Annotated in this window: 20 protein-coding genes and 1 pseudogene; 9 read left to right on the plus strand and 12 right to left on the minus strand. The window is 70.2% G+C overall.

All coding sequences use genetic code 11. The features are described from left to right. The first annotated feature begins 1 nt into the window (after position 1). Positions 2 to 1,228, plus strand: a complete 1,227-nt coding sequence (locus ACFYO9_RS02335) for a helix-turn-helix transcriptional regulator (RefSeq protein ID WP_358776850.1) — start codon at positions 2 to 4, stop codon at positions 1,226 to 1,228. Between the two features lie 226 nt (positions 1,229 to 1,454). Here the strand turns inward: ACFYO9_RS02335 and ACFYO9_RS02340 are convergent, their stop codons facing one another. From ACFYO9_RS02340 to ACFYO9_RS02355, 4 genes are all read right to left on the minus strand, one after another. After that, complete coding sequence (locus ACFYO9_RS02340; protein WP_358776851.1) at positions 1,455 to 2,147, minus strand: Clp protease N-terminal domain-containing protein; 693 nt, start codon at positions 2,145 to 2,147, stop codon at positions 1,455 to 1,457. Then, positions 2,147 to 2,356 carry a sigma factor-like helix-turn-helix DNA-binding protein gene (locus ACFYO9_RS02345; protein WP_355802881.1) on the minus strand — a complete coding sequence of 70 codons (210 nt, stop codon included), beginning with the start codon at positions 2,354 to 2,356 and terminating at the stop codon, positions 2,147 to 2,149. Before ACFYO9_RS02345 ends, ACFYO9_RS02340 begins: the two co-directional genes overlap by 1 nt. A 72-nt stretch (positions 2,357 to 2,428) precedes the next feature. Continuing rightward, positions 2,429 to 3,391: a zinc-binding dehydrogenase gene (locus ACFYO9_RS02350; protein ID WP_355802883.1), complete on the minus strand. Its 963-nt coding sequence runs from the start codon at positions 3,389 to 3,391 to the stop codon at positions 2,429 to 2,431. 154 nt (positions 3,392 to 3,545) lie between these two features. Next, positions 3,546 to 4,769, minus strand: a complete 1,224-nt coding sequence (locus ACFYO9_RS02355) for an NADP-dependent malic enzyme (protein ID WP_358711653.1) — start codon at positions 4,767 to 4,769, stop codon at positions 3,546 to 3,548. Between the two features lie 669 nt (positions 4,770 to 5,438). Here ACFYO9_RS02355 and ACFYO9_RS02360 point away from each other — a divergent pair. Genes ACFYO9_RS02360 through ACFYO9_RS02370 form a run of 3 tightly spaced genes read left to right on the plus strand, consistent with a single transcriptional unit; the run spans position 5,439 to position 8,136 of the window. Further along, positions 5,439 to 6,395 (plus strand): ABC transporter substrate-binding protein, encoded by a 957-nt coding sequence (locus ACFYO9_RS02360; protein ID WP_355802887.1) that lies wholly within the window; start codon positions 5,439 to 5,441, stop codon positions 6,393 to 6,395. Between the two features lie 41 nt (positions 6,396 to 6,436). Continuing rightward, on the plus strand, positions 6,437 to 7,378 hold the full coding sequence (locus tag ACFYO9_RS02365) for an amino acid ABC transporter permease (protein ID WP_355802888.1): 942 nt from the start codon (positions 6,437 to 6,439) through the stop codon (positions 7,376 to 7,378). Next, complete coding sequence (locus tag ACFYO9_RS02370; protein ID WP_358776852.1) at positions 7,375 to 8,136, plus strand: amino acid ABC transporter ATP-binding protein; 762 nt, start codon at positions 7,375 to 7,377, stop codon at positions 8,134 to 8,136. The genes ACFYO9_RS02365 and ACFYO9_RS02370 overlap by 4 nt, the downstream gene beginning before the upstream one ends. Positions 8,137 to 8,251: 115 nt before the next feature. Here the strand turns inward: ACFYO9_RS02370 and ACFYO9_RS02375 are convergent, their stop codons facing one another. Next, entirely contained in the window at positions 8,252 to 9,037 is a 786-nt protein-coding gene (locus ACFYO9_RS02375; RefSeq protein WP_358776853.1) for a class I SAM-dependent methyltransferase, read from the minus strand. Between the two features lie 92 nt (positions 9,038 to 9,129). Here ACFYO9_RS02375 and ACFYO9_RS02380 point away from each other — a divergent pair, with 92 nt between their 5' ends. Continuing rightward, positions 9,130 to 9,780 (plus strand): CGNR zinc finger domain-containing protein, encoded by a 651-nt coding sequence (locus ACFYO9_RS02380; RefSeq protein ID WP_355802894.1) that lies wholly within the window; start codon positions 9,130 to 9,132, stop codon positions 9,778 to 9,780. Here ACFYO9_RS02380 and sodX read toward each other — a convergent pair. Further along, complete coding sequence (gene sodX, locus ACFYO9_RS02385) at positions 9,663 to 10,097, minus strand: nickel-type superoxide dismutase maturation protease (protein ID WP_355804140.1); 435 nt, start codon at positions 10,095 to 10,097, stop codon at positions 9,663 to 9,665. The two genes, ACFYO9_RS02380 and sodX, sit on opposite strands and share 118 nt — an antisense overlap. 144 nt (positions 10,098 to 10,241) lie before the next feature. Here sodX and sodN point away from each other — a divergent pair, with 144 nt between their 5' ends. After that, on the plus strand, positions 10,242 to 10,637 hold the full coding sequence (gene sodN, locus ACFYO9_RS02390; RefSeq protein ID WP_164560667.1) for a superoxide dismutase, Ni: 396 nt from the start codon (positions 10,242 to 10,244) through the stop codon (positions 10,635 to 10,637). Positions 10,638 to 10,644: 7 nt separating this feature from the next. Here the strand turns inward: sodN and ACFYO9_RS02395 are convergent, their stop codons facing one another. Continuing rightward, positions 10,645 to 11,799 carry a site-specific integrase gene (locus ACFYO9_RS02395; RefSeq protein WP_358776854.1) on the minus strand — a complete coding sequence of 385 codons (1,155 nt, stop codon included), beginning with the start codon at positions 11,797 to 11,799 and terminating at the stop codon, positions 10,645 to 10,647. Between the two features lie 21 nt (positions 11,800 to 11,820). Beyond that, a complete protein-coding gene (locus ACFYO9_RS02400) occupies positions 11,821 to 12,324 on the minus strand; it encodes a helix-turn-helix transcriptional regulator (RefSeq protein ID WP_358776855.1) in 504 nt (167 codons plus the stop codon). Between the two features lie 119 nt (positions 12,325 to 12,443). On the opposite strand from ACFYO9_RS02400, the gene ACFYO9_RS02405 reads away from it, so the two are divergent. Next, on the plus strand, positions 12,444 to 12,638 hold the full coding sequence (locus ACFYO9_RS02405; RefSeq protein WP_019889361.1) for an AlpA family transcriptional regulator: 195 nt from the start codon (positions 12,444 to 12,446) through the stop codon (positions 12,636 to 12,638). Positions 12,639 to 13,604: 966 nt separating this feature from the next. On the opposite strand, the gene ACFYO9_RS02410 is transcribed toward ACFYO9_RS02405, so the two are convergent. Further along, a complete protein-coding gene (locus ACFYO9_RS02410; RefSeq protein WP_388665994.1) occupies positions 13,605 to 14,114 on the minus strand; it encodes a TIGR02265 family protein in 510 nt (169 codons plus the stop codon). Positions 14,115 to 14,715: 601 nt separating this feature from the next. Between ACFYO9_RS02410 and ACFYO9_RS02415 the strand changes: the two genes are divergently transcribed. Then, positions 14,716 to 15,321, plus strand: coding sequence for a hypothetical protein (locus tag ACFYO9_RS02415; RefSeq protein ID WP_358776871.1), 606 nt, complete (start codon positions 14,716 to 14,718; stop codon positions 15,319 to 15,321). Next, positions 15,311 to 17,004 (plus strand): annotated as a pseudogene (locus ACFYO9_RS02420) (relaxase/mobilization nuclease domain-containing protein). Before ACFYO9_RS02415 ends, ACFYO9_RS02420 begins: the two are co-directional and overlap by 11 nt. Before the next feature lie 50 nt (positions 17,005 to 17,054). Here the strand turns inward: ACFYO9_RS02420 and ACFYO9_RS02425 are convergent. Genes ACFYO9_RS02425 through ACFYO9_RS02435 form a run of 3 tightly spaced genes read right to left on the minus strand, consistent with a single transcriptional unit; the run spans position 17,055 to position 19,266 of the window. After that, positions 17,055 to 17,633 carry a hypothetical protein gene (locus ACFYO9_RS02425; RefSeq protein ID WP_358776856.1) on the minus strand — a complete coding sequence of 193 codons (579 nt, stop codon included), beginning with the start codon at positions 17,631 to 17,633 and terminating at the stop codon, positions 17,055 to 17,057. A 27-nt stretch (positions 17,634 to 17,660) separates the two neighbouring features. Further along, complete coding sequence (locus ACFYO9_RS02430) at positions 17,661 to 18,353, minus strand: class I SAM-dependent methyltransferase (protein WP_358776857.1); 693 nt, start codon at positions 18,351 to 18,353, stop codon at positions 17,661 to 17,663. A gap of 1 nt (position 18,354) precedes the next feature. Further along, positions 18,355 to 19,266: an aminoglycoside phosphotransferase family protein gene (locus ACFYO9_RS02435; RefSeq protein ID WP_358776858.1), complete on the minus strand. Its 912-nt coding sequence runs from the start codon at positions 19,264 to 19,266 to the stop codon at positions 18,355 to 18,357. Between the last annotated feature and the right edge of the window lie 50 nt (positions 19,267 to 19,316).

The raw sequence follows: 19,316 nt of genomic DNA on the forward strand, positions 1-19,316 counted from the left end.
CATGCCCCCCGTGTTCGCCCACGGCCGCCTGCGTCTGTATCTGCTCAAGCTGCTCGACGAGGCCCCCCGCCACGGCTACGAGGTGATCCGCCTCCTCGAAGAGCGCTTCCAGGGGTTGTACGCGCCCTCGGCAGGCACCGTCTACCCCCGCCTCGCGAAGCTGGAGGCCGAGGGGCTGGTCACGCACACCACCGAGGGCGGCCGGAAGGTCTACGCCATCACGGACGCCGGCCGCGCCGAACTGGCCGACCGCAGCGGCGAGCTGGCCGATCTGGAGCTGGAGATCCGCGACTCGGTCGCCGAGCTCGCCGCCGAGATCCGCGACGGCGTCCAGGGAGCCGCGGGTGAGCTGCGCCGCGAGATGCGGGCGGCCGCGAAAGAGGCACGCGCCGCGGGGGGTGCCGGGCCGAGCGGTGCCGGGTTCGGCGGTTCGGCCCAGGAGGGCTCGGCCACGGGTGGCGCGGCACAGGGTGGCTCGGCGCAGGGCCGGTCCTTCCCGGACCCGGGCGACTTCTTCGACGGCGTCTGGGGCGACAAGGAAAGCCTGCGGCTGGCGAAGGAGGAGTTCAAGCGGGCCAAGCAGGAGTGGAAGGAGCAGGCCCGCCGCGCGAAGGACGAGAGCCGCCGCGCCCGCGAGGAGGCCCAGCGCGCCCGCCGCCAGGCCAAGGAGGCGCAGGAGAAGGCCCGCACCCAGGCCAGGGAGGCCCAGGAGGAGGCCCAGCGCATCGCGCGCCGGGTGCAGGAACAGGTTCAGGTCCACTTCGCTCGGGGCGACTGGCCGACGGGCGTACGCGAAGGCATGGCGGAACTGGCCAAGGAGTTCGGCGAGTTCGGCATGGGGTTCGGCCGGGACTTCGGCAAGAACTTCGGCGCTCGTTCCGACAGGACGGAGGCGGAGGCGGGGACTCAGGCCGGCGCCGCCGCCACCGGGGCGGAGAAGTCGACCCGGGCGTCGGCTCGGGACGCCGGCGCGGGCGCCGGGCCCGTGTTCACCTCGGCCTCCGAGGATCTCCCCGTCGAGTACGTGCCGGAGTGGGCCCGCGAGGATTCCACCGGTGACCCCGGCCGGGACCTCGACCGACTCCTGGACCGTTTCCGGGACGACATCCGCGACGCGGCCCGGGACCACGGGGTGACGGAGGACCAACTCCGCGAGTCCCGCCGTCACTTGTCCCAGGCGGCGGCCCACATCGCGGCGACGCTGCGCACGCCGGGGCGCACGCCGTGACGTCCGCCGGACCCATGGGCCCCCTGGTCACCCTGGTCACCTGAACCCGCGGGGCGCTTGGGTCGGGCGCGAACAGGGGCCGCTCGCCTGCCTGCTGGGCCTACCCGGCCGGCCCGCGCGGCCCGGTGTGGGTCCGGGGCCGGGGCCGGTGTGGGCCCGGGTCCGGGCCGAGCGCGAACTGCCCGTACGCCCCTTCCGCCCCGTCCGCCCCATCCGCCCCGCGAGGTCAGGCGGCCTCGCCGTAGAGGACCCGTTCCAGGTTCGCGTACGTCACGCCGTGGTCCGCGAGGATCTCCGAGACCACTCCGGGTCGGACGCAGAGGGACAGGAGCAGGTGCTGTCCGCCGATGCTCCGGTCATGGCGTGCGGTCGCGAGCCGGAGGGACTTCACGAGGACCTCCTTGGCGTCCCGGCCGAAGGGCACCCGGCCGAGCCGCTGCCGCCAGCCCCGCCGTCCAGCACCGGCACCGGCGCCGGCACCCACACCGCCACCCGCAAGGGTGCCCGCACCCGCCAATGCCCCGACCCCGTGCGCCTCTTCCACGCGGGAGACGATCTCGTCGACGTCCACGCCCAGGTCGGCGAGGGCCTGCGTGTCGGCGCGCGAGAGCCCGCCGCGACGCCGCGCTTCGGCGAGGGCCCGCTCGATGGACGTACGCCGGTCCGCCGCGCTCAGAGCCCGCAGCGCGAACGCGGCCCGACCGACCACCGGCCGCACGACGCCCTTGCCCGCACTCTCCCCCGTACTCGCCCCCGCGCCCGGCGCCGCGCCCTGCTCGTCGTTCGAGCTCTCGTCGAGCAGGGCCAGGAGGGCGAGCAGTACGTGGCCGTCGTCGACCGATGCCGCGCCCGCCCGTTCCGCCTGGCCGATCGCGCCCACGACCACCGCGCGGGCCTCGTCCGTGAACTTCTCGAACATCACTGCCTCCCGTACTTCTTGTGCACGGCCTGCCTGCTGACGCCGAGCTCGGCGGCGATCTCCTGCCAGGACCAGCCCTGCAGGCGGGCGCTGCGCACCTGCACGGCCTCCAGCTGCTCCACCAGCTTCCGCAGCGCGGTCACGGCGCGGAGCCCGATCCGTGGGTCGCGGTCGCCCGCGCGCTCGGCGAGATCCGTTGCTTCGGTCATACGTGTCAACTTACGTTGACATGCATGTGGGCGTCAACCCCAGTTGACACGAAGGAGGGGAGGAGCGTGCGCTCAGACCTCCAGGACGATCTTGCCGAACTGGTCGCCCGACTCCAGCCGTTCGAAGCCCTCCCTGGCGCGGTCCAGGGGCAGCACCTCGTCGATCACCGGACGTACGCCCGTGGCCGCGCAGAAGGCCAGCAGGTCCTCCAGCTCGTCCTTGGTGCCCATCGTCGAGCCGACCACCTTGAGCTCCAGGAAGAAGATCCGGGTGAGTTCGGCGTGCGCGGGGCGGTCGCCGCTGGTGGCGCCCGAGATGACCAGCGTGCCGCCCGGCTTGAGCGACTTGACCGAGTGGGACCAGGTCGCCGCGCCCACCGTCTCGATCACCGCGTCCACCCGCTGCGGAAGGCGGGCGCCCGCCTCGACGGCCTCGACCGCGCCCAGTTCGAGCGCCCGCTTGCGCTTGGCCTCGTCCCGGCTCGTCGCGAAGACGCGCAGGCCGGCCGCCTTGCCGAGCACGATCGCGGCCGTGGCGACACCGCCGCCCGCGCCCTGCACGAGGACCGAATCACCGGGCCGTACCCCGGCGTTGGTGAAGAGCATCCGGTAGGCGGTCAGCCATGCGGTCGGCAGGCAGGCCGCCTCGGCGAAGGAGAGCTCCTTCGGCTTGGGCAGCACGTTCCAGGTGGGGACGGCGACCCGCTCGGCGAAGGTGCCCTGGTACTTCTCGGTGAGGATCGAGCGGCCCTCGCGGGGCCCGACGCCGTGTCCGCTCTGCCCGATGACGGAGTGGAGCACCACCTCGTTCCCGTCCTCGTCGATCCCGGCGGCGTCACAGCCGAGGATCATCGGCAGCTTCTCCTCGGCCAGGCCGACCCCGCGCAGCGACCACAGGTCGTGGTGGTTGAGGGAGGCGGCCCTGACGTTCACGGTCGACCAGCCGGGGCGCGCCTCGGGGGCGGGCCGCTCCCCCAACTCGAGGCCGGCGAGCGGCTGGTCACGGTCGATACGAGCAGCGTAGGCAGCGAACATGAGGTGACCCTAGGCTTCACATCGGCCCGGACGGAACCACGTACGGCTGTGACACGCGCCGCGCTCGCCCCCGGGCGCCGCACGCACCGCGCCCCCGGCCGCACGAGGTGCACGGCAGGGGGCGCGGGTCAGCACAGGCCGGGTCAGGCCCGGGTCAGGCGCGGGCGACGCCCTCCGCGCGGGCCGCCGCGGCGACCGCCGCCGTGACGGCCGGGGCGACCCGCTCGTCGAACGGCGAGGGGATCACGTAGTCCGCGGAGAGCTCGTCGCCGACGACGTTGGCGAGGGCGTCGGCCGCGGCGATCTTCATGCCCTCGGTGATGCGCGAGGCACGCACCTGGAGCGCACCGGCGAAGATGCCGGGGAAGGCGAGCACGTTGTTGATCTGGTTCGGGTAGTCCGAGCGTCCGGTCGCCACCACGGCCGCGTACTTGTGCGCGACGTCGGGGTGGACCTCGGGGTTCGGGTTGGCCATGGCGAACACGAAGGAGTTCGGCGCCATCGAGGCCACCGCGGGCTCGGGGACGGTGCCGCCCGAGACGCCGATGAAGACGTCGGCGCCTTCGAGGGCCGCCTCCAGCGAACCGCTGATGCCGGCCTTGTTCGTCAGCTCGGCGAGCTCGCGCTTGACCGGGGTGAGGTCGTCCCGGTCGCGGCTCACGACGCCCTTGCGGTCGGCGACCGCCACGTCGCCGAGTCCCGCTTCGAGGAGGAACTTGGCGATGGCGACCCCGGCGGCGCCGGCGCCGGAGATGACGGCGCGCAGCTCGCCGAGCGTGCGCCCGGTCAGCTTCGCCGCGTTCCGCAGCGCGGCCAGCGTGACGACGGCGGTGCCGTGCTGGTCGTCGTGGAAGACCGGAATGTCGAGGCGCTCCTGCAGCTTGCGCTCGATCTCGAAGCACCGGGGTGCCGAGATGTCCTCCAGGTTGACGCCGCCGAAGGACGGCGCGAGGCGCACGACGGTCTCGACGATCTCGTCGGCGTCCTTCGTCGCGAGCGCGATCGGCACCGCGTCCACGCCGCCGAACTGCTTGAACAGGATGGCCTTGCCCTCCATCACCGGGAGGGAGGCCTCGGCGCCGATGTCGCCGAGACCGAGCACGGCGGTCCCGTCGGTCACCACGGCGACGACATTGGATTTCCACGTGTAGTCGTGGACGAGCTCCGGCCGCTCGGCGATCGCGCTGCACACCTTCGCGACGCCGGGCGTGTAAGCCAGGGACAGGTCGTCCTTGTCGCGGACCGGCACGGTGGCCTGCACGGCCATCTTGCCGCCGCGGTGCAGCGCAAAAGCCGGATCGAAGGGCTCGGCCGCACCCGCGGGGCCCTCGTGATCCGTGCTGCTGTCGCTGCGAGGATTGACGATCTCCGCTGCCACTTGTCTGACCCCTTAAGTCTTATTCATCAGTTGAGGGTGTCCACTCCCGGTTGAGAAGTGGGCGGGCACCGCGTCCGTTCCCCGCCTGTCGGCGGAGGGAGGTACGGACACGCGGGCGCGCCGCACACGCGCCCTGGGCCCCGGATGAGGGGTGTAGCCAACCTTTGTACCCGAAGGCGGCGGGCACGGGCGAGTGACATTGGTTGCAGCCAGCTCCGCAGACGTCCCTCGAGGCAGGGACGAGTGTCACTGGTCCGGGCGGATGACCTGTGCGACGGCACTGGGTGCCACCTTCGGCAGCGCCCATTCCGCGATCAAGAACCTCGTAACCGGCCTTTTCCGACATGGCACTGCTCGCCCGGAAAGGGCGTATGCCCAACCGGCCCCGAACAGCCAATGTCCGAATTCTCCGAATAGTGCATGCCAGCGGTCCGCATAGCGAGATTCACCGGATATTCATCGGTTAACGGCGATTCGCTCCCGCCCCCATACGCCCGTGCCGTACCGGGATGGAGTGATTCGAGGCTGGCCCGTTATCCGATTTTGACATCTCCGGCACCCAGAATCGGACGGTCCGAATGGCAAGATGCCGTCATCACACGAGGTCGCGACACCCGAAGGTGTGTGCCCGACCCATCGGCAACTCCCTCATCCGCCGGAGGACCCACCATGACCGCCAGCTCCATTTGTCGTAGGACCGCAGCGAAGTCCGCTAAGTCACGGATTACGGCGGTCGGCGCGATCGCGGTCGCGGGCACGCTGCTGCTTTCCGGCTGCGGCGACCAGACCAACGACAAGGGGAGCGACTCGGTCAGCAATGCCCCGCTCGCCGACAAGCTTCCGAAGGACATCCGCGACAAGGGCGTCCTCAAGGTCGGGTCCGACATCGCCTACCCGCCGGTGGAATTCAAGGACAAGTCCGGCAACACCGTGGGGATCGACCCCGATCTGGGCGAGGCGCTGGGCAAGCAGCTCGGGGTGGAGGTCCAGTTCGACAACGGCACGTTCGACACCCTCCTCGGCGGCCTGCGCTCCAAGCGCTACGACATCGCGATGTCGGCCATGACCGACACGAAGAACCGCCAGGAAGGCGTCGACGAGGAGACCGGCAAGAAGGTCGGCACCGGCGTCGACTTCATCGACTACTTCACCGCGGGCGTATCGAACTACACCAAGAAGGGCCGGACCCAGGGGATCAAGACCTGGGCGGACCTCTGCGGCAAGAAGATCGTCGTCCAGCGCGGCACCGTCTCGCACGACCTGGCCAAGGCCGAGTCCAAGAAGTGCAAGGGCGGCAAGAAGATCTCGATCGAGCAGTACGACAACGACCAGCAGGCCCAGGCCCGGCTGCGCTCCGGCGCCGCCGACGCGGGCTCGTCCGACTTCCCCGTGGCCGCGTACGCGGTGAAGACCTCGGGCGGCGGCAAGGACTTCGAGCTGGTCGGCGAGCAGGTCGAGGCCGCCCCGTACGGCATCGCGGTGTCCAAGAAGAACCCCGAGCTGCGGGACGCCATCAAGGCCGCGCTCGACGCGATCATCAAGAACGGCGAGTACGGAAAGATCATCAAGAAGTGGGGCGTCGAGGACGGCGCGGTCAAGGAAGCCAAGGTCAACGGCGGCAAGTGATCCACCTCCCCCTCCCTCCCCGTCGCTGAAAGGCCACTCACGTGACCCCCGACATCTCCAAGAAGGGCCCTGCGGACGACGTCCCCACGGCCCGCCCCGCGGAGGCCATCAAGGCCATCCCGGTCCGGCACTTCGGCCGGTACGTAGCCGCCGTCCTGGCGATCGGCGTCCTCGCCTCGATCGTCTTCGCCTTCGCGCAGGGCGACATCAACTGGGGCGCGATCCCCGACAACTTCTTCGACGAGCGCATCCTCAAGGGTGTCCGCGAGACGCTGATCCTCACCTTCCTGTCGATGCTCATCGGCGTGGTCGGCGGTGTGCTGCTGTCGATCATGCGGCTGTCGAAGAACCCGGTGACCCAGTCGATCGCCTGGTTCTACATCTGGTTCTTCCGCGGTACGCCGGTCCTGGTCCAGCTCTTCGTCTGGTTCAACCTCGGCTTCGTCTTCGACTACATCAACCTCGGTCCGATCTACAAGGACGAGTGGTCGGACTTCATGACGCCGATGCTGACGGCGCTGCTCGGCCTCGGCCTCAACGAGGCCGCGTACATGGCGGAGATCTGCCGCGCCGGTCTGCTCTCGGTCGACGAGGGCCAGACCGAGGCGGCGCACGCGCTCGGCATGAGCCACAACAAGACGCTGCGCCGCGTGGTCCTTCCGCAGGCGATGCGCGTGGTCGTCCCGCCGACCGGCAACGAGTTCATCAACATGCTGAAGACGACGTCGCTGGTCGCGGCCGTCCAGTACTACGAGCTCCTCAAGTACGCCCAGGACATCGGCACCTCGTCGGGTGCGACGGTGGAGACGCTGCTGCTCGCCGCCTGCTGGTACCTGATCATGACGTCGATCCTCAGCGTCGGTCAGTTCTACCTGGAGCGGTACTACGCCCGCGGCTCGTCCCGCTCCCTGCCGGACACCCCCTTCCAGAAGATCAAGGCCAACATGCTGTCCCTGAACAGCCCGCGGGGAGGCACCGCATGACCGCCATGGTGAAGGCCGAGGGCGTCCACAAGTCCTTCGGCAACGTAGAGGTCCTCAAGGGCATCGACCTGGAGGTGGAGTCGGGTGAGGTGTTCTGCCTCATCGGCCCGTCCGGCTCCGGCAAGTCGACGTTCCTGCGCTGCATCAACCACCTGGAGAAGGTCAACGCCGGCCGGCTGTACGTCGACGGCGATCTGGTGGGCTACCGGCAGAAGGGGGACAAGCTGTACGAGCTCAAGGACAGCGAGGTCGCCCTCAAGCGCCGGGACATCGGCATGGTCTTCCAGCGCTTCAACCTCTTCCCGCACATGACGGCGCTCGAGAACGTCATGGAGGCGCCGGTCCAGGTCAGGGGCGTCGCCAAGGCCCAGGCCCGGGAGCGCGCCGGTCAGCTCCTGGAGCGCGTGGGCCTCGCCGACAAGGCGGGCAACTACCCCTCGCAGCTCTCCGGCGGCCAGCAGCAGCGCGTGGCGATCGCCCGCGCGCTCGCGATGGACCCGAAGCTGATGCTGTTCGACGAGCCGACGTCGGCGCTCGACCCCGAGCTGGTCGGCGACGTGCTCGACGTGATGCGCGACCTCGCGGAGTCCGGCATGACGATGGTCGTCGTCACGCACGAGATGGGCTTCGCCCGCGAGGTCGGCGACAGCCTCGTCTTCATGGACGGCGGCGTGGTGGTCGAGTCCGGCCACCCGCGCGACGTCCTGACCAACCCGCAGCAGGAGCGCACGCAGTCGTTCCTGTCCAAGGTGCTGTAACAGCGCCCCGTAAGGGGCGCGGGACCTGCGCGGGCAACCGCGGAGGCGCCGCGCCCGAAGAACCGCGGAAGGGGCGGTACGGATCACGCATCCGTACCGCCCCTTCGCGCGCAGGTCACTTGAGGCCGAGAACCATCGCGTCGGAGGGCGACGCCCACACCGTCCGCGCCTCGGCGAAGCCCGCCTCGCGCAGCGTCCGCGCGTGCCACTCGGGCGGCGGCGTGTCGCCGTCCGCGTGCTCGCCGTAGATCTCGAACCGCTTGGCGGTGGGCTCGGCGAGCACCGGGTCCTTGGCGGCGAGCTGCCACCACTCCTTCCAGTCCACGGCGCCCTCGGCCTTGGCGCGGTCCATCCGGGCGTGGCGCTGGGCGCGGTCGGCCTCGTTCAGGCGCGGCGTCGCCGGGTCGGGCATGTGGTCGGCGTTCATGAAGACGCCGCCGTCCCGGACGAGGCCGGCGACCTGGCCGTAGAGGGCGGCCAGCGGCTCGCTGAAGAGCCAGTGCAGGGCGGTGGCGGTGAGCACGGCGTCGTAGCTGTCGTGCGGCAGCGCGGCGGTCCAGCCGGGGTCCTTCAGGTCGGCGGTGACGAAGGTGACCCGGTCGTCCCCGGCGAAGGTGCCCTCGGCGATGGTGAGCAGCGCGGGGTCGAGGTCGACGCCGACGCTGGTGGCGTCCGGGAACCTCTGGAGCAGCCGGTCCGTAATACTTCCCGTACCGCACGCCAGGTCCAGGACGCGCGGCGCGGTTCCCACCACGGCCTCGACCATGTCGAGCATGATGCGGAAGCGTTCCTCGCGGTCGGGCAGGTACCACTGCTGCTGCCGGTCCCAGCTGTCCTGCCAGGCGCGCCAGTCGGTGCCCGGCCCGGCGGTCGCGCCTGTACCCGTCCTCGTATCCGTCATCGGAACCCCTCCGCTTCGTAATACCCTGGTACCGCAATCGGCCATTACCGGCCGACGAGAAGGACCATAGCCCGCCCTCGTAAGGACTACAAGTGGAACTGGCCTATTACTCGGACTACGCCGTACGCCTGGTCAACAGCGAGGAGCCGGGCCGCAACAAGGACACGCTGACGTCCGTCGAGGCGATCAGGGAGCTGTTCGGGCCGAGCACGCAGATGGCCCGCCGTGCCACGGACTCGGACGTGACGCGCTTCCGGTCCGTGCGGGGCAGGCTCAGGTCGGTCTTCGAGGCGGCGGACGGCGGCGACGAGACGCTCGCGGTCGACCTGCTGAACTCACTGCTCCTGGAGTTCCCGGTCAGCCCGCAGATCTCGGGCCACGACCACCGGGACGACGACGGGCGCCCGCTGTGGCACATGCATCTGGCGGACCACCCCTCGAACGCGACGGCGGGGTACGCCGCGATCGCCGCGATGGGCCTCGCCTTCCACCTCACCGAGCACGGCGTGGACCGGCTCGGCCTGTGCGAGGCCGCGCCGTGCCGCAACGCCTACCTCGACACGTCGACGAACCGCTCCCGGCGCTACTGCTCGGACCGCTGCGCGACCCGCGCCAACGTCGCCGCCTACCGCGCCCGCAAGCGCCTGGAGACGGAGCGTTCGGCCGGCACCGGTCGTACGGCGCCCAGCGCCCAGCGCGCCAGCGCCAGCGGTGAGCGGCGCCCCGCCGCCGGCGGGCGGTAGCGGAACCGCACCTTCCCGAGGACGAGTTCCTCGGGCACGACCCCGTAGTCCGTGCTGTCCCCGCCCGCGAAGGCGTTGTCACCGAGCACCCACCAGCCGCCTTCGCGCCGCTCCTTGGCCCGCTTGACGACCAACAGGTCCTGCTGGAACGGATGACACAGGATCACCACGTCACCCGGACGTACGCGCGCGCCCCATCGCACCAGCAAGCGGTCCCCGTGCCGGAGCGTGGGCACCATCGAAGGGCCCGTCACCTCCGCCGCGCCCCACGGCACAAGGGCCCTTCCGCGCTCGCTCTCCTGCGACAGTTCCGGCATCACCGGCACCTCCCCGGTCCTATCCTCCACCAGTCCCAGTCTGGACCCGGACTTTTGTCCTAAGCCCATGGGGGCACTCGCGAAAACCCGCCTCTCACGGAGTAATGTCCCACCTGAGAAGACGATCACGAGGAGGACAGCACCATGCTTTCCCGCCTGTTTGCCCCCAAGGTGAAGGTCAGCGCCCACTGCGACCTGCCCTGCGGTGTGTACGACCCGGCCCAGGCCCGCATCGAGGCGGAGTCGGTCAAGGCCGTGCAGGAGAAGATGGCCGGCAACGACGACGCGCACTTCCAGGCGCGCGCCACGGTCATCAAGGAGCAGCGCGCCGAGCTCGCGAAGCACCACGTTTCGGTTCTCTGGAGCGACTACTTCAAGCCGCCGCACTTCGAGAAGTACCCGGAGCTGCACCAGCTGGTCAACGACACCCTCAAGGCCCTCTCGGCCGCCAAGGGCTCGACCGACCCGGCCACCGGCCAGAAGGCGCTGGACTACATCGCCCAGATCGACAAGATCTTCTGGGAGACCAAGAAGGCTTGATCTATGGCTAGGCCGTCTGACCTGCGGTTACGCGGGTCGCATCGCCTACCTGTCCGCACCCGGTCCGCAGGCCGCCGAGAACGGCGTCCATGACGGTCCGGGTGCGGTCTTCTTCGCTGGGCCAGAGGTGCGCGTAGATCCGCAGCGTGATGACGGCGGACGCGTGACCGAGGACCAGCTGGACCTGCTTGACGCTCGCTCCGCCGGCGATGAGGGCGGAGGCGTAGAAGTGGCGCAGGTCGTGGGTCACCATGTGCGGCAGCTCGACGGGCTTGCGGCCCTCGCGCTCGGCCGCCTCGTTCTCCGCTGCTTGGAGCGTCCTGCGGGCGCAGTTCCACTCCGTCTTCCAGCGGCGGTAGTTGAGAGGCTCGCCCTCCTCCATCGTGAACAGCCACTCCTTGGAGGGGCGTGCCGCGAGGTGCGTGAGGAGAGCGTCCGTGACAACCTCGCCGACCGGGACCGTGCGCCGGGACTTGGCGGTCTTCGGCGGGCCGACCTTCCCGGACTGAAGGCGCTGCCGCTCGACGCGAATGGTGCTGGCCTTGAAGTCGATGTCCGACACCTTCAGGCCGAGCAACTCGCCTATTCGCAAGCCTGATCCGGCGAGTGTGACGACCGCAGCGCGGATGTACGGCGGCATCACGCGGGCCATGGCTTCGACTTGGGCAACCGTGGGCGGGGTGACCTCCTCGTCCGGCATGGGCGGCAGGGTGATTCGGCGGCACGGGCTGGACGCGATGACCTTGTCCTCGACGGCCGCGGTCATGACGCGCACGAGGACGTCGTAGACGTTGCGCACGCTGCCGGGGCCGAGCTGTTCGGACAGCCCCTTGAACAGCACCTGGATGTCGTTTCGGCGTATCGCCGCCATGGCGCGCGATCCGAGTGCCGGGACCAGGTGCAGCCGCAGCGCGTTGTCAGTGATGCGCTCGGCCGCCTCGCCGACGATGAGCGACGCCTCCCACTTCGTGGCGTACTTCTCGAACGAGATCCGCCCGGCGCGCGGATCGACGTACTGCCCGGTGACGACGCTGGCCGTGACCTCGTCGAGCCAGCGCTGGGCGTCGATCTTGCGGTCGAAGTGGCGGGCGTGCTCCTTACCGTCGAGGTCTCGGTAGCGGGCCCGCCATTTGCCATTGGGGCGCTTCTGAATGTTCGCCAAGTGGCTTCTCCCTTGGGTTGGTTATCGGTGGTAGCCGCCGCCCTCGATGTGCTCGGTGAGGGTGCGGGCGTCGCGCTCGTCGCCCATGAGGCGAAGGCACTGTTCGTGGATGGCCCGTGAGCTCTCCGGGTGGGCCTGGATGTGCTCTGCGATGCCGACAACGGCATGGTGCAGGCGGTCTTCTGCGTCGCGTGTCTCGTAGTACGCCTCGACGGCTTCCTGAACGAGCCGTCTGCTGTTGAGGTCCAGCCCTTCCAGCGGCGGGGACATCAGCTCTTCGAGGGGCAGTTCGAAGACGCGGGCGAAGGCGAGAGCCTCGTCGACGTTGATGCGGCGCCGCGGAGTGCCGTTCTCGATGCGCCAGACAGCGGTCTGGTTCATCTTGACGCCGGCCGTAGATACCCGGTCCGCCAGCTCGGTCGTGCTCCACCCTCTGACCTCGCGCTCCAGGGCCACCCTCGCAGCGATGTTGCCCTCGCTATAGAGCAGTGGCACCTCGCCACCGTCGTGCTTCTCGCCTGCCATCACACCTCCGTCGCGACCGTCGCTATCCAAATTGAAACACACTCTATCCGATTTGGTTTACCGGCGATCGTCGGGTACACCTATGCAGAACGAATTGCCACCTAGCCGAATTAGAACGCATGCGATACCTGACCACCGCCGAGGTCGCCGAGCGCTACCGCACAGCGGAGAGCACCGTCCGCTACTGGCGCCAGATCGAGAAGGGGCCGCGCGGCATCAAGATCGGCAAGCGGGTGCTGTACCCCGAGGCCGAGCTGCTGCGCTACGAGCGGGCGCTGATCGAGGGCCGAGACGAGTGGGGTCTGGCCTCCTGAGTCGCCAGAGGCCCGGGACACGGAAACGGCCCTCGGCGTGCCAACGCCGAAGGCCGGAGAGTCCCCCGCACACCGCCCATCCCTGAACGAACAAGCCGACGAGGGGCTGGACCTTGCCCGTCCTGCCCCTCGTCTGAGAGGAACGTCTATGGAGGACTCTACGTCCCCCACCAACCCGAACACGGTCCCCAAGGTCAACTGGCCCGAGGTCGCGGTCCCCGGCCAAGGCGTCCCCGGACGCCGCGGGGACGAGCATTCTGCTGATGCGGTATCAGGGGACCGTCCCCGCGATACATCCGGTCCCCTGTCGGCGCGAACCACGGTCCCCATACCCAAAGACGTTGGAGACGTGCAGGTCAGCGGCATCGGCGCGCCAACGGGGACCGGTCCCCAAGACTCTGGAGTTGCACCAGGGGACCGCAGTGGGGACGGGGACAGCGGCCGTCGCCTGTCGCCGGGGACCGACGTCCCCGCGGAGCGGGCCGAGCAGCAGGAGATCGCAGCCACCGATGGCAGGACACGCGCCGGCGGCCATGAAGGCGCCGGCGCTCAGGTAGCCGCTGACGGGGTCACGCTGCTGGACGAGTTTCGGGCAGCGATCGGCAAGTACGTGGTACTGCCCAGCGAGGAGGCGCTGACCGCTGTCACCTTGTGGGTGGCGGCCACGCACATCCAGACGGCTCTGCAGCATGCTCCGCGTCTGGCGGTGGTGAGCCCGACGAAGGGGTGCGGCAAGTCCCGGGTTCTGGACGTGCTCCACGAGACCGTGCACCAGCCGATGATGACGGTGAACACCTCCCCGGCGGTCATCTTCCGGGTCATCGGCAAGAACCCTCCCACCCTGCTGGTGGACGAGGCGGACACCATCTTCGGCCCCAAGGCGAGCGGTGACAGTGAGATCCTGCGCGGCCTGCTGAATGCCGGGCACCAGCGCAACCGGCCCGCGTGGCGGATCTCCGGTCCGGATCACAAACCGACCCCGTTCCCCACCTTCGCCATGGCTGCCATCGCGGGGATCGGCGACCTGCCGGACACGGTCATGGACCGGGCAGTCGTGCTGCGAATGCAGAAGCGCAAGCCGGGCGAGAAGGTCACCCCGTTCCGCTCCCGGTATTCGGTGCCGGAACTCAACGCGCTGCGTGACCGGCTGACCGCCTCGTTGGGTCCGCTGCGCGGGCAGGCTGCCCGAATGGTGCCGCAGATGCCGGTGGAAGACCGGGCGGCGGACACCTGGGAGCCGCTGGTCATCATCGCCGACCTGGCAGGCGGCCAGTGGCCCGCCCAGGCTCGTGCCGCCTGCTTGGCCATAACCCGCCACGAGGCGGCCCAGGACGAGCAGAGCAGCCTGAAGACGCGGCTCCTGCGCGACATCCACCGCAACTTCGCGCAGGCGGACAACCCCGAGGCCCTGGCTACCCAGGATCTGGTCGCCGCTCTGATCCAGGACGCCGAGGCCCCGTGGGCGGAGCACGGCACCAAAGGGCTGAACGCCTACCACCTGAGCAACCTGCTGCGGGACTTCAACATCAGCCCGGCCAACTACCGGTTCGACAAGGGCAGGCAGGCCAAGGCGTACATGCGTAACCGGTTCCTGGACGCCTGGGCCCGCAACTGCCCGGACCTCGTCGAGGCGGCACCCGAGCGCGAACACGGCGCTGCCCCTGCACGCGTGGCCCAGGGCAGGCCGCCCGCCGCCCCGGCCGGGACGCTGCCTGTCGGCCCGCCCGGTGGCCCCGCCGGGCCGACGCGCGCTCTCTGATCCCACCGGGGCCCGTATCACTTCGTCGCATCCGTCCCCGCGCAGGTCAGCGCGGGGACGGACTCTCTCGCCGGGACGGAGTTCTCCGTACCTGCCCGCGTCTCCGTACCTGTGTTGACCAGGCATGCGACGGATGCGACGGACGTGACACAGCCCCATCCCCCTCTCCTTCGGAGCACCGCCATGCACACCGAGAACGACACGAACTCCTCTTCGTCCCGCCGCTGGGTTTGGTTCAGCCGGGACCGACGAACAGCAGCAAGCTGGAGCGAACGAGCCCCTAAAGAGGCTTCGTCCGCGCTTGCCCCCGCCTCTGGGGTGGCGGAGGGAGAGGGGGCCGGGCGCCAGCAGGCGCCCGAGCCTGAGGAGGGGGTGAACGAGCCCCGCACCGCGTCTCCCGCCGACAGCGCCGAGCAGCCCATCGCCGACTCCAACACCCCACTCGCCGAGCCGTCTGCCCGTCAACCGCCCGCCGCCGTTGAGCAGCCCTCGTGGCGTGAGCCTGACGCCCCCGCGCTGCCCGCGCGGATAAACCGCAAGCGCACCATTGAGAAGCGCGACCAAGAGAAGAAGATCCGCTTCACGCCGACCGCAGTCCGCCTCATCGACGCCGAGGCCAAGCGGCGCCACCAGAAGTTCGCAGGCTTTGTCGGCGACGCCGCGCTCGCCGTCGCGCTCGGCAAGGCGGGCATGGTCGGCAGCCCGGAGGACGACCCCGTCCGCCCGCTTGTGGAAGCCATCGAAGCGCACACCAAGGCGCTGAACCGGATCGGCACCAACCTCAACCAGGTCACGACAGCCATCCACTCCGGCGCGATACCCGAGCGCGCCGAGGCCGTCCTCGACCGCATTGAGCATGCCGCCCAGGCCAGTTACGCACTCATGGACCGGCTCCTGGCGGAAGGAGCCGGTCATGGTGCCTGACGTCTCCACCGGCTCCAGCACCCTCGGCCTGATCAACTACCTCTTCGGCAAGGGGCGGCGCGACGAGCACACGGACCCCCACACCGTGGCTGCCTGGGACATGGCCGGCGCCCCGGACCCCGGCCGCGACCCCACCGCCACCTACGCCCAGCTCGCCCGGCGCTTGGACCACCACGTCGACCTCCGCACCCGGGAGCTCGGCGGGAAGCAGCCTCCGCAGCATGTGTGGCACTGCCCCGTACGCACCGCGCCCGGCGACCGCTACCTCACCGACGCTGAGTGGGCCGAGGTTGCCCGCCGCGTCGTAGCCGCCACGGGCATCGCCCCGAGGGAGACGACAAGGCGTGTCGCTGGATCGCAGTCCGGCACGCCGACGACCACATCCACATCCTCGCGACCACCGTCCGCGCCGACGGCCGCCGCCCCCGAACGAACCGGGACGGCTGGCGGGCCCAGCGGGAATGCCGCAAGATCGAGGCCGAGTTCGGGCTGCGCCGCTTGAAGTCCGGCGACCTCACCGCCCCGCGTACCCCTACCGGCGCCGAGCGGGCGAAGGCAGAACGCCAGGGCCGGGAGGAGACCGCGCGGGAGTGGCTGCGCGAGCAGGCGTACGCAGTCGCCGCCGTCGTACGCAGCATCGACGAGTACTTCACCGTGCTGCGCTCCCTCGGCATCCAGGTCAGGCCGCGCATCGGCCCCGAGGCCGGCGAGGTGACCGGCTACAGCCTGGCCGCGCCCGGCGATACGGCCAACGGCGAGCCGGTCTGGTACGGCGGCTCGAAGCTCGCCCCCGACCTGTCCTACAACCGGCTCTGCGAACGCCTGCCGACCCAGGACGTGGCCGACCGCCCTCAGCAGGTGGCGGACTCGGCCGAACCGTGGCATCGCGCCGAGACCGCCATCCGCGATGCCCAGACGGTCCTCGACTCGGGCGACGACGAGGTGGCCCAAGGCCATCTGGATGCCTTCGGCGACGCCCTCCACAACCTGGCCCTCGTCGCCAACGGCGAGCACCGGGCCGAACTGCAAGCCGCCGCAAGGGCGTTCAACCGCGCCCGCCGCTCGGCGATCCGGGCCGACCACCAGGCCGCCACCGCCTTCCGGGAAGCCGCCAAGGAACTCGCCTACGCCACACACGCTCCGGGCGGACTCGCCATTGCCCTGATCTTCGCCGCGCTCCATCTGGCGCGGGCAGCCGCCAAGTGGCACGAACAACGCGGCCGCGAGCAGCAGGCGGCAGCAGCCGAGGCAGCCTTCCGCCATCTGCAGGCGGGTTACCAGCAGGCCGGGGAGCCGGTACTGGCGGATCTCAGCCGCCGCGCCCCACGCGGCGCCACCGTCCGCCGCTTCGAGCAGGACCTGCGCGCAGCCCTCCCAGACCACGCCGACCGCATCCTCGCCGACCCCGCCTGGCCGGCCCTGACCACAACCCTCGCCCGCGCCGAGACCGCCGGCCACAACCCCCGGCGCCTCTTGGCCGAAGTCGCCGCCCAGCGAGAACTCGACACCGCCGAACAGCCCGCCGAAGTCCTCAACTGGCGCATTACCGTCCAACCGAACAAGCGAGCACAGGCGGCACGCAGGCGAAGCAGCATGCCCGGAGCGTCCTTTGCGCCCATGACGCCCCAGCCCTCGGTGACGGCGCTGACCTCCAAGTCCGAGGAACGCGGACGGCATCGATAGACGAACCCGTTGGCTGTCGGCCGGTGCTGACGTCCTGCTCCGTGATCGCGTCAGGCTGCTTCGGCTCCGGACGCAGGAGAGGGATCGCTGGCGCGCAGGTCCGAAAGCCGACCAACCCATCCCATGACCTCAGCCAGGTGCTCGGTCAACAACCCGACGTGGGGATCGGGCTGGACCAGGAGAGTCGCCGCTCCACGCGCCGTGCGCTCTGCTGCCCAGGCGTGGTCGAGGGCGGTGAAGTCATCGTCGACCCAAGCAACAGGTGCGTCGCCCAACCAGACATCGACATGGTCTCGTTTCCAGAGATAGCCGTTCGGGTGGCTGGTCGTAATCTGCGGACGTGGGAGATCGACGTAGGGCAGAGACGGGAGACCGAGGAGCGGCCCGATCAGCGTGGTGGCGTCCTGGCGCCAGCTGGTGCACCAGGCGGGGGCGACCAGGCCGGTTCGGATCACGTGCACGAGCAGGGGGCCGTGTGCGAGGTTGAGCCAGATGGTGACCGGGTTGTCGGCACTGCGGCCGGCAGGAACGACATTGTGGCGGTCGTGGGTGGCCGGGGTGCTCCCATCGGCAGCGGGGAAGGGTATGAGGACGCCGTCGACGTCGAGAAGCAAATAGGGCTGGCGCATGGGTTCTCCCTCTGGGTGGGGTGGGGGTCAGAGCTTGCGCGCGGTGATCAGCAGGGTGGTGGGCCAGAGGCCGTGGCGGGCGTCGTGGAACTCCTGCGCCGAGATGAGCCAGAGGCCGGCGCGGTCGAGGTGTTTCTCCCAGCGATTGGCGTCGAAGTCCCAGCGGGCGATGGGCAGTCGGGTGCGGTCAGGGAGGGTGACGTAGTCCCGGCGGGGCCGGTCGTCTGTGGTGGGACGCAGGCCGCCGCGCTGGGGGTGTGGGACGGAGAAGGCGAGGGTGCGCCCGGGTTTGAGGTGCTGGGCGATGGCCGGGAGCAGAAGCTCGGGGGCTACCAGGCCGATGGCTCCGAAGACGGAGTAGACGGCGTCGAAGTGTTCGTCGGAGGCTTGCAGGTAGTGCAGGGCGTGGCCTGCGACGAAGGTCAGGTTGTTCAGCCGGCCGTAGTGCGAGCGGGCTCGGCGGACCTGAAGGCCGACCAGGTCGACGCCGGTGACCTGGGCGCCGTAGCGGGTGGCGAGGTGGGCGGCGTTGTGGCCAGGGCCGCAGCCGAGTTCCAGCAGCCGCTTGCGGCGCAGGTCCGTGCCGAAGATCTCGGCGCCGGGTCCACTGCCCGGCCGCGTGGTCCATTCCATCCGCGCGGGTACCGACAGCGGCTCGGCGGGGCTGGCCGTGGTGCGCTGGAGGGCGTGGACGTACCAGGGGGATGCCTGGGCGAGCACGTCAGACCTCCAGGAGGTGGAGGACGTCGGTGAGATGGCGGCGTACGGCCTTGATGTAGGCGGGGTCGGTGGCCGGGTCGTTGATCCAGCGGACGGACTGCTCCATGAACCACTCGACGGCCCACACGCGATGCCAGCCCAAAGCCCAGTTCTCGGCGGTCAGTCCACCGCGCCGGGCGAGAGCATCGGGGGTGCCGCCGGCGGTGACGTACTGCTCCAGGAAGACCTGCAGGCGTAGGGGGTCCGGGGTATCGAGGGTGCCGTGCCAGCTGGCGAGGTCGAGCAGGCCAGGGCCAGTGAAGGCGCGGGCGAAGTCCAGCAGCCGCCAGCCGTGTTGGCCGATGTGGAGGCTGGTGGGGTGGAACTCGGAGTGCACCCAGCCGAACGGGGCCACGGTCGTACCGGCCGAGCGCGCCCCGGCCGCCTGGGCGATCCGATCGAGCGCGTCCTCGACGTCGTCCGTCTCCTGCCAGCGCTCGGCCTTGCGGAGCAGCGCGAGGTGTTCCAGGGCCCGGTTCGGCAGCGTGCGGAGGCGGGCCTGATCGAGGATCGGCAAGGCGGGACCCGTCCGCGTACCGTGCAGGACCACGGCCGCGGCGGTGCCGTCGAGGTCGTCGGCGTCGCGGACGGCGGGGCCGAGGTCTTCCATGAGCATGCCGAGCCAACCGTCCAGGACGGCAGAGGCGTGGACCTGCGGGACGGGGACGCCGAGCGTGTGCGCTAGGCGTAGGGCCTGGTCCTCGCTGTCGAAGGGCCGTTTCGCGTACTTGAAGATCGCGGTGCTGGCGTCGGGGAAGGTCAGGCGCTCGACACCGGACATGGACCACACGCGCACCTCCTCGCGCACGGCGGTGGTCTGTCCGGCCAGGGTGAGCAGGTTGTCGAGGAGTTCGGCGCTGGGGTTCGCGGTCACGTGGGGGCTCCAGAGAGGTTGAAGGCGTCCGGGGCGGGCGAGAGGTGCCG

It is taken from the genome of Streptomyces sp. NPDC005863 (genome assembly GCF_042871345.1).
In the GTDB taxonomy this organism is placed as follows: Bacteria; Actinomycetota; Actinomycetes; order Streptomycetales; family Streptomycetaceae; genus Streptomyces.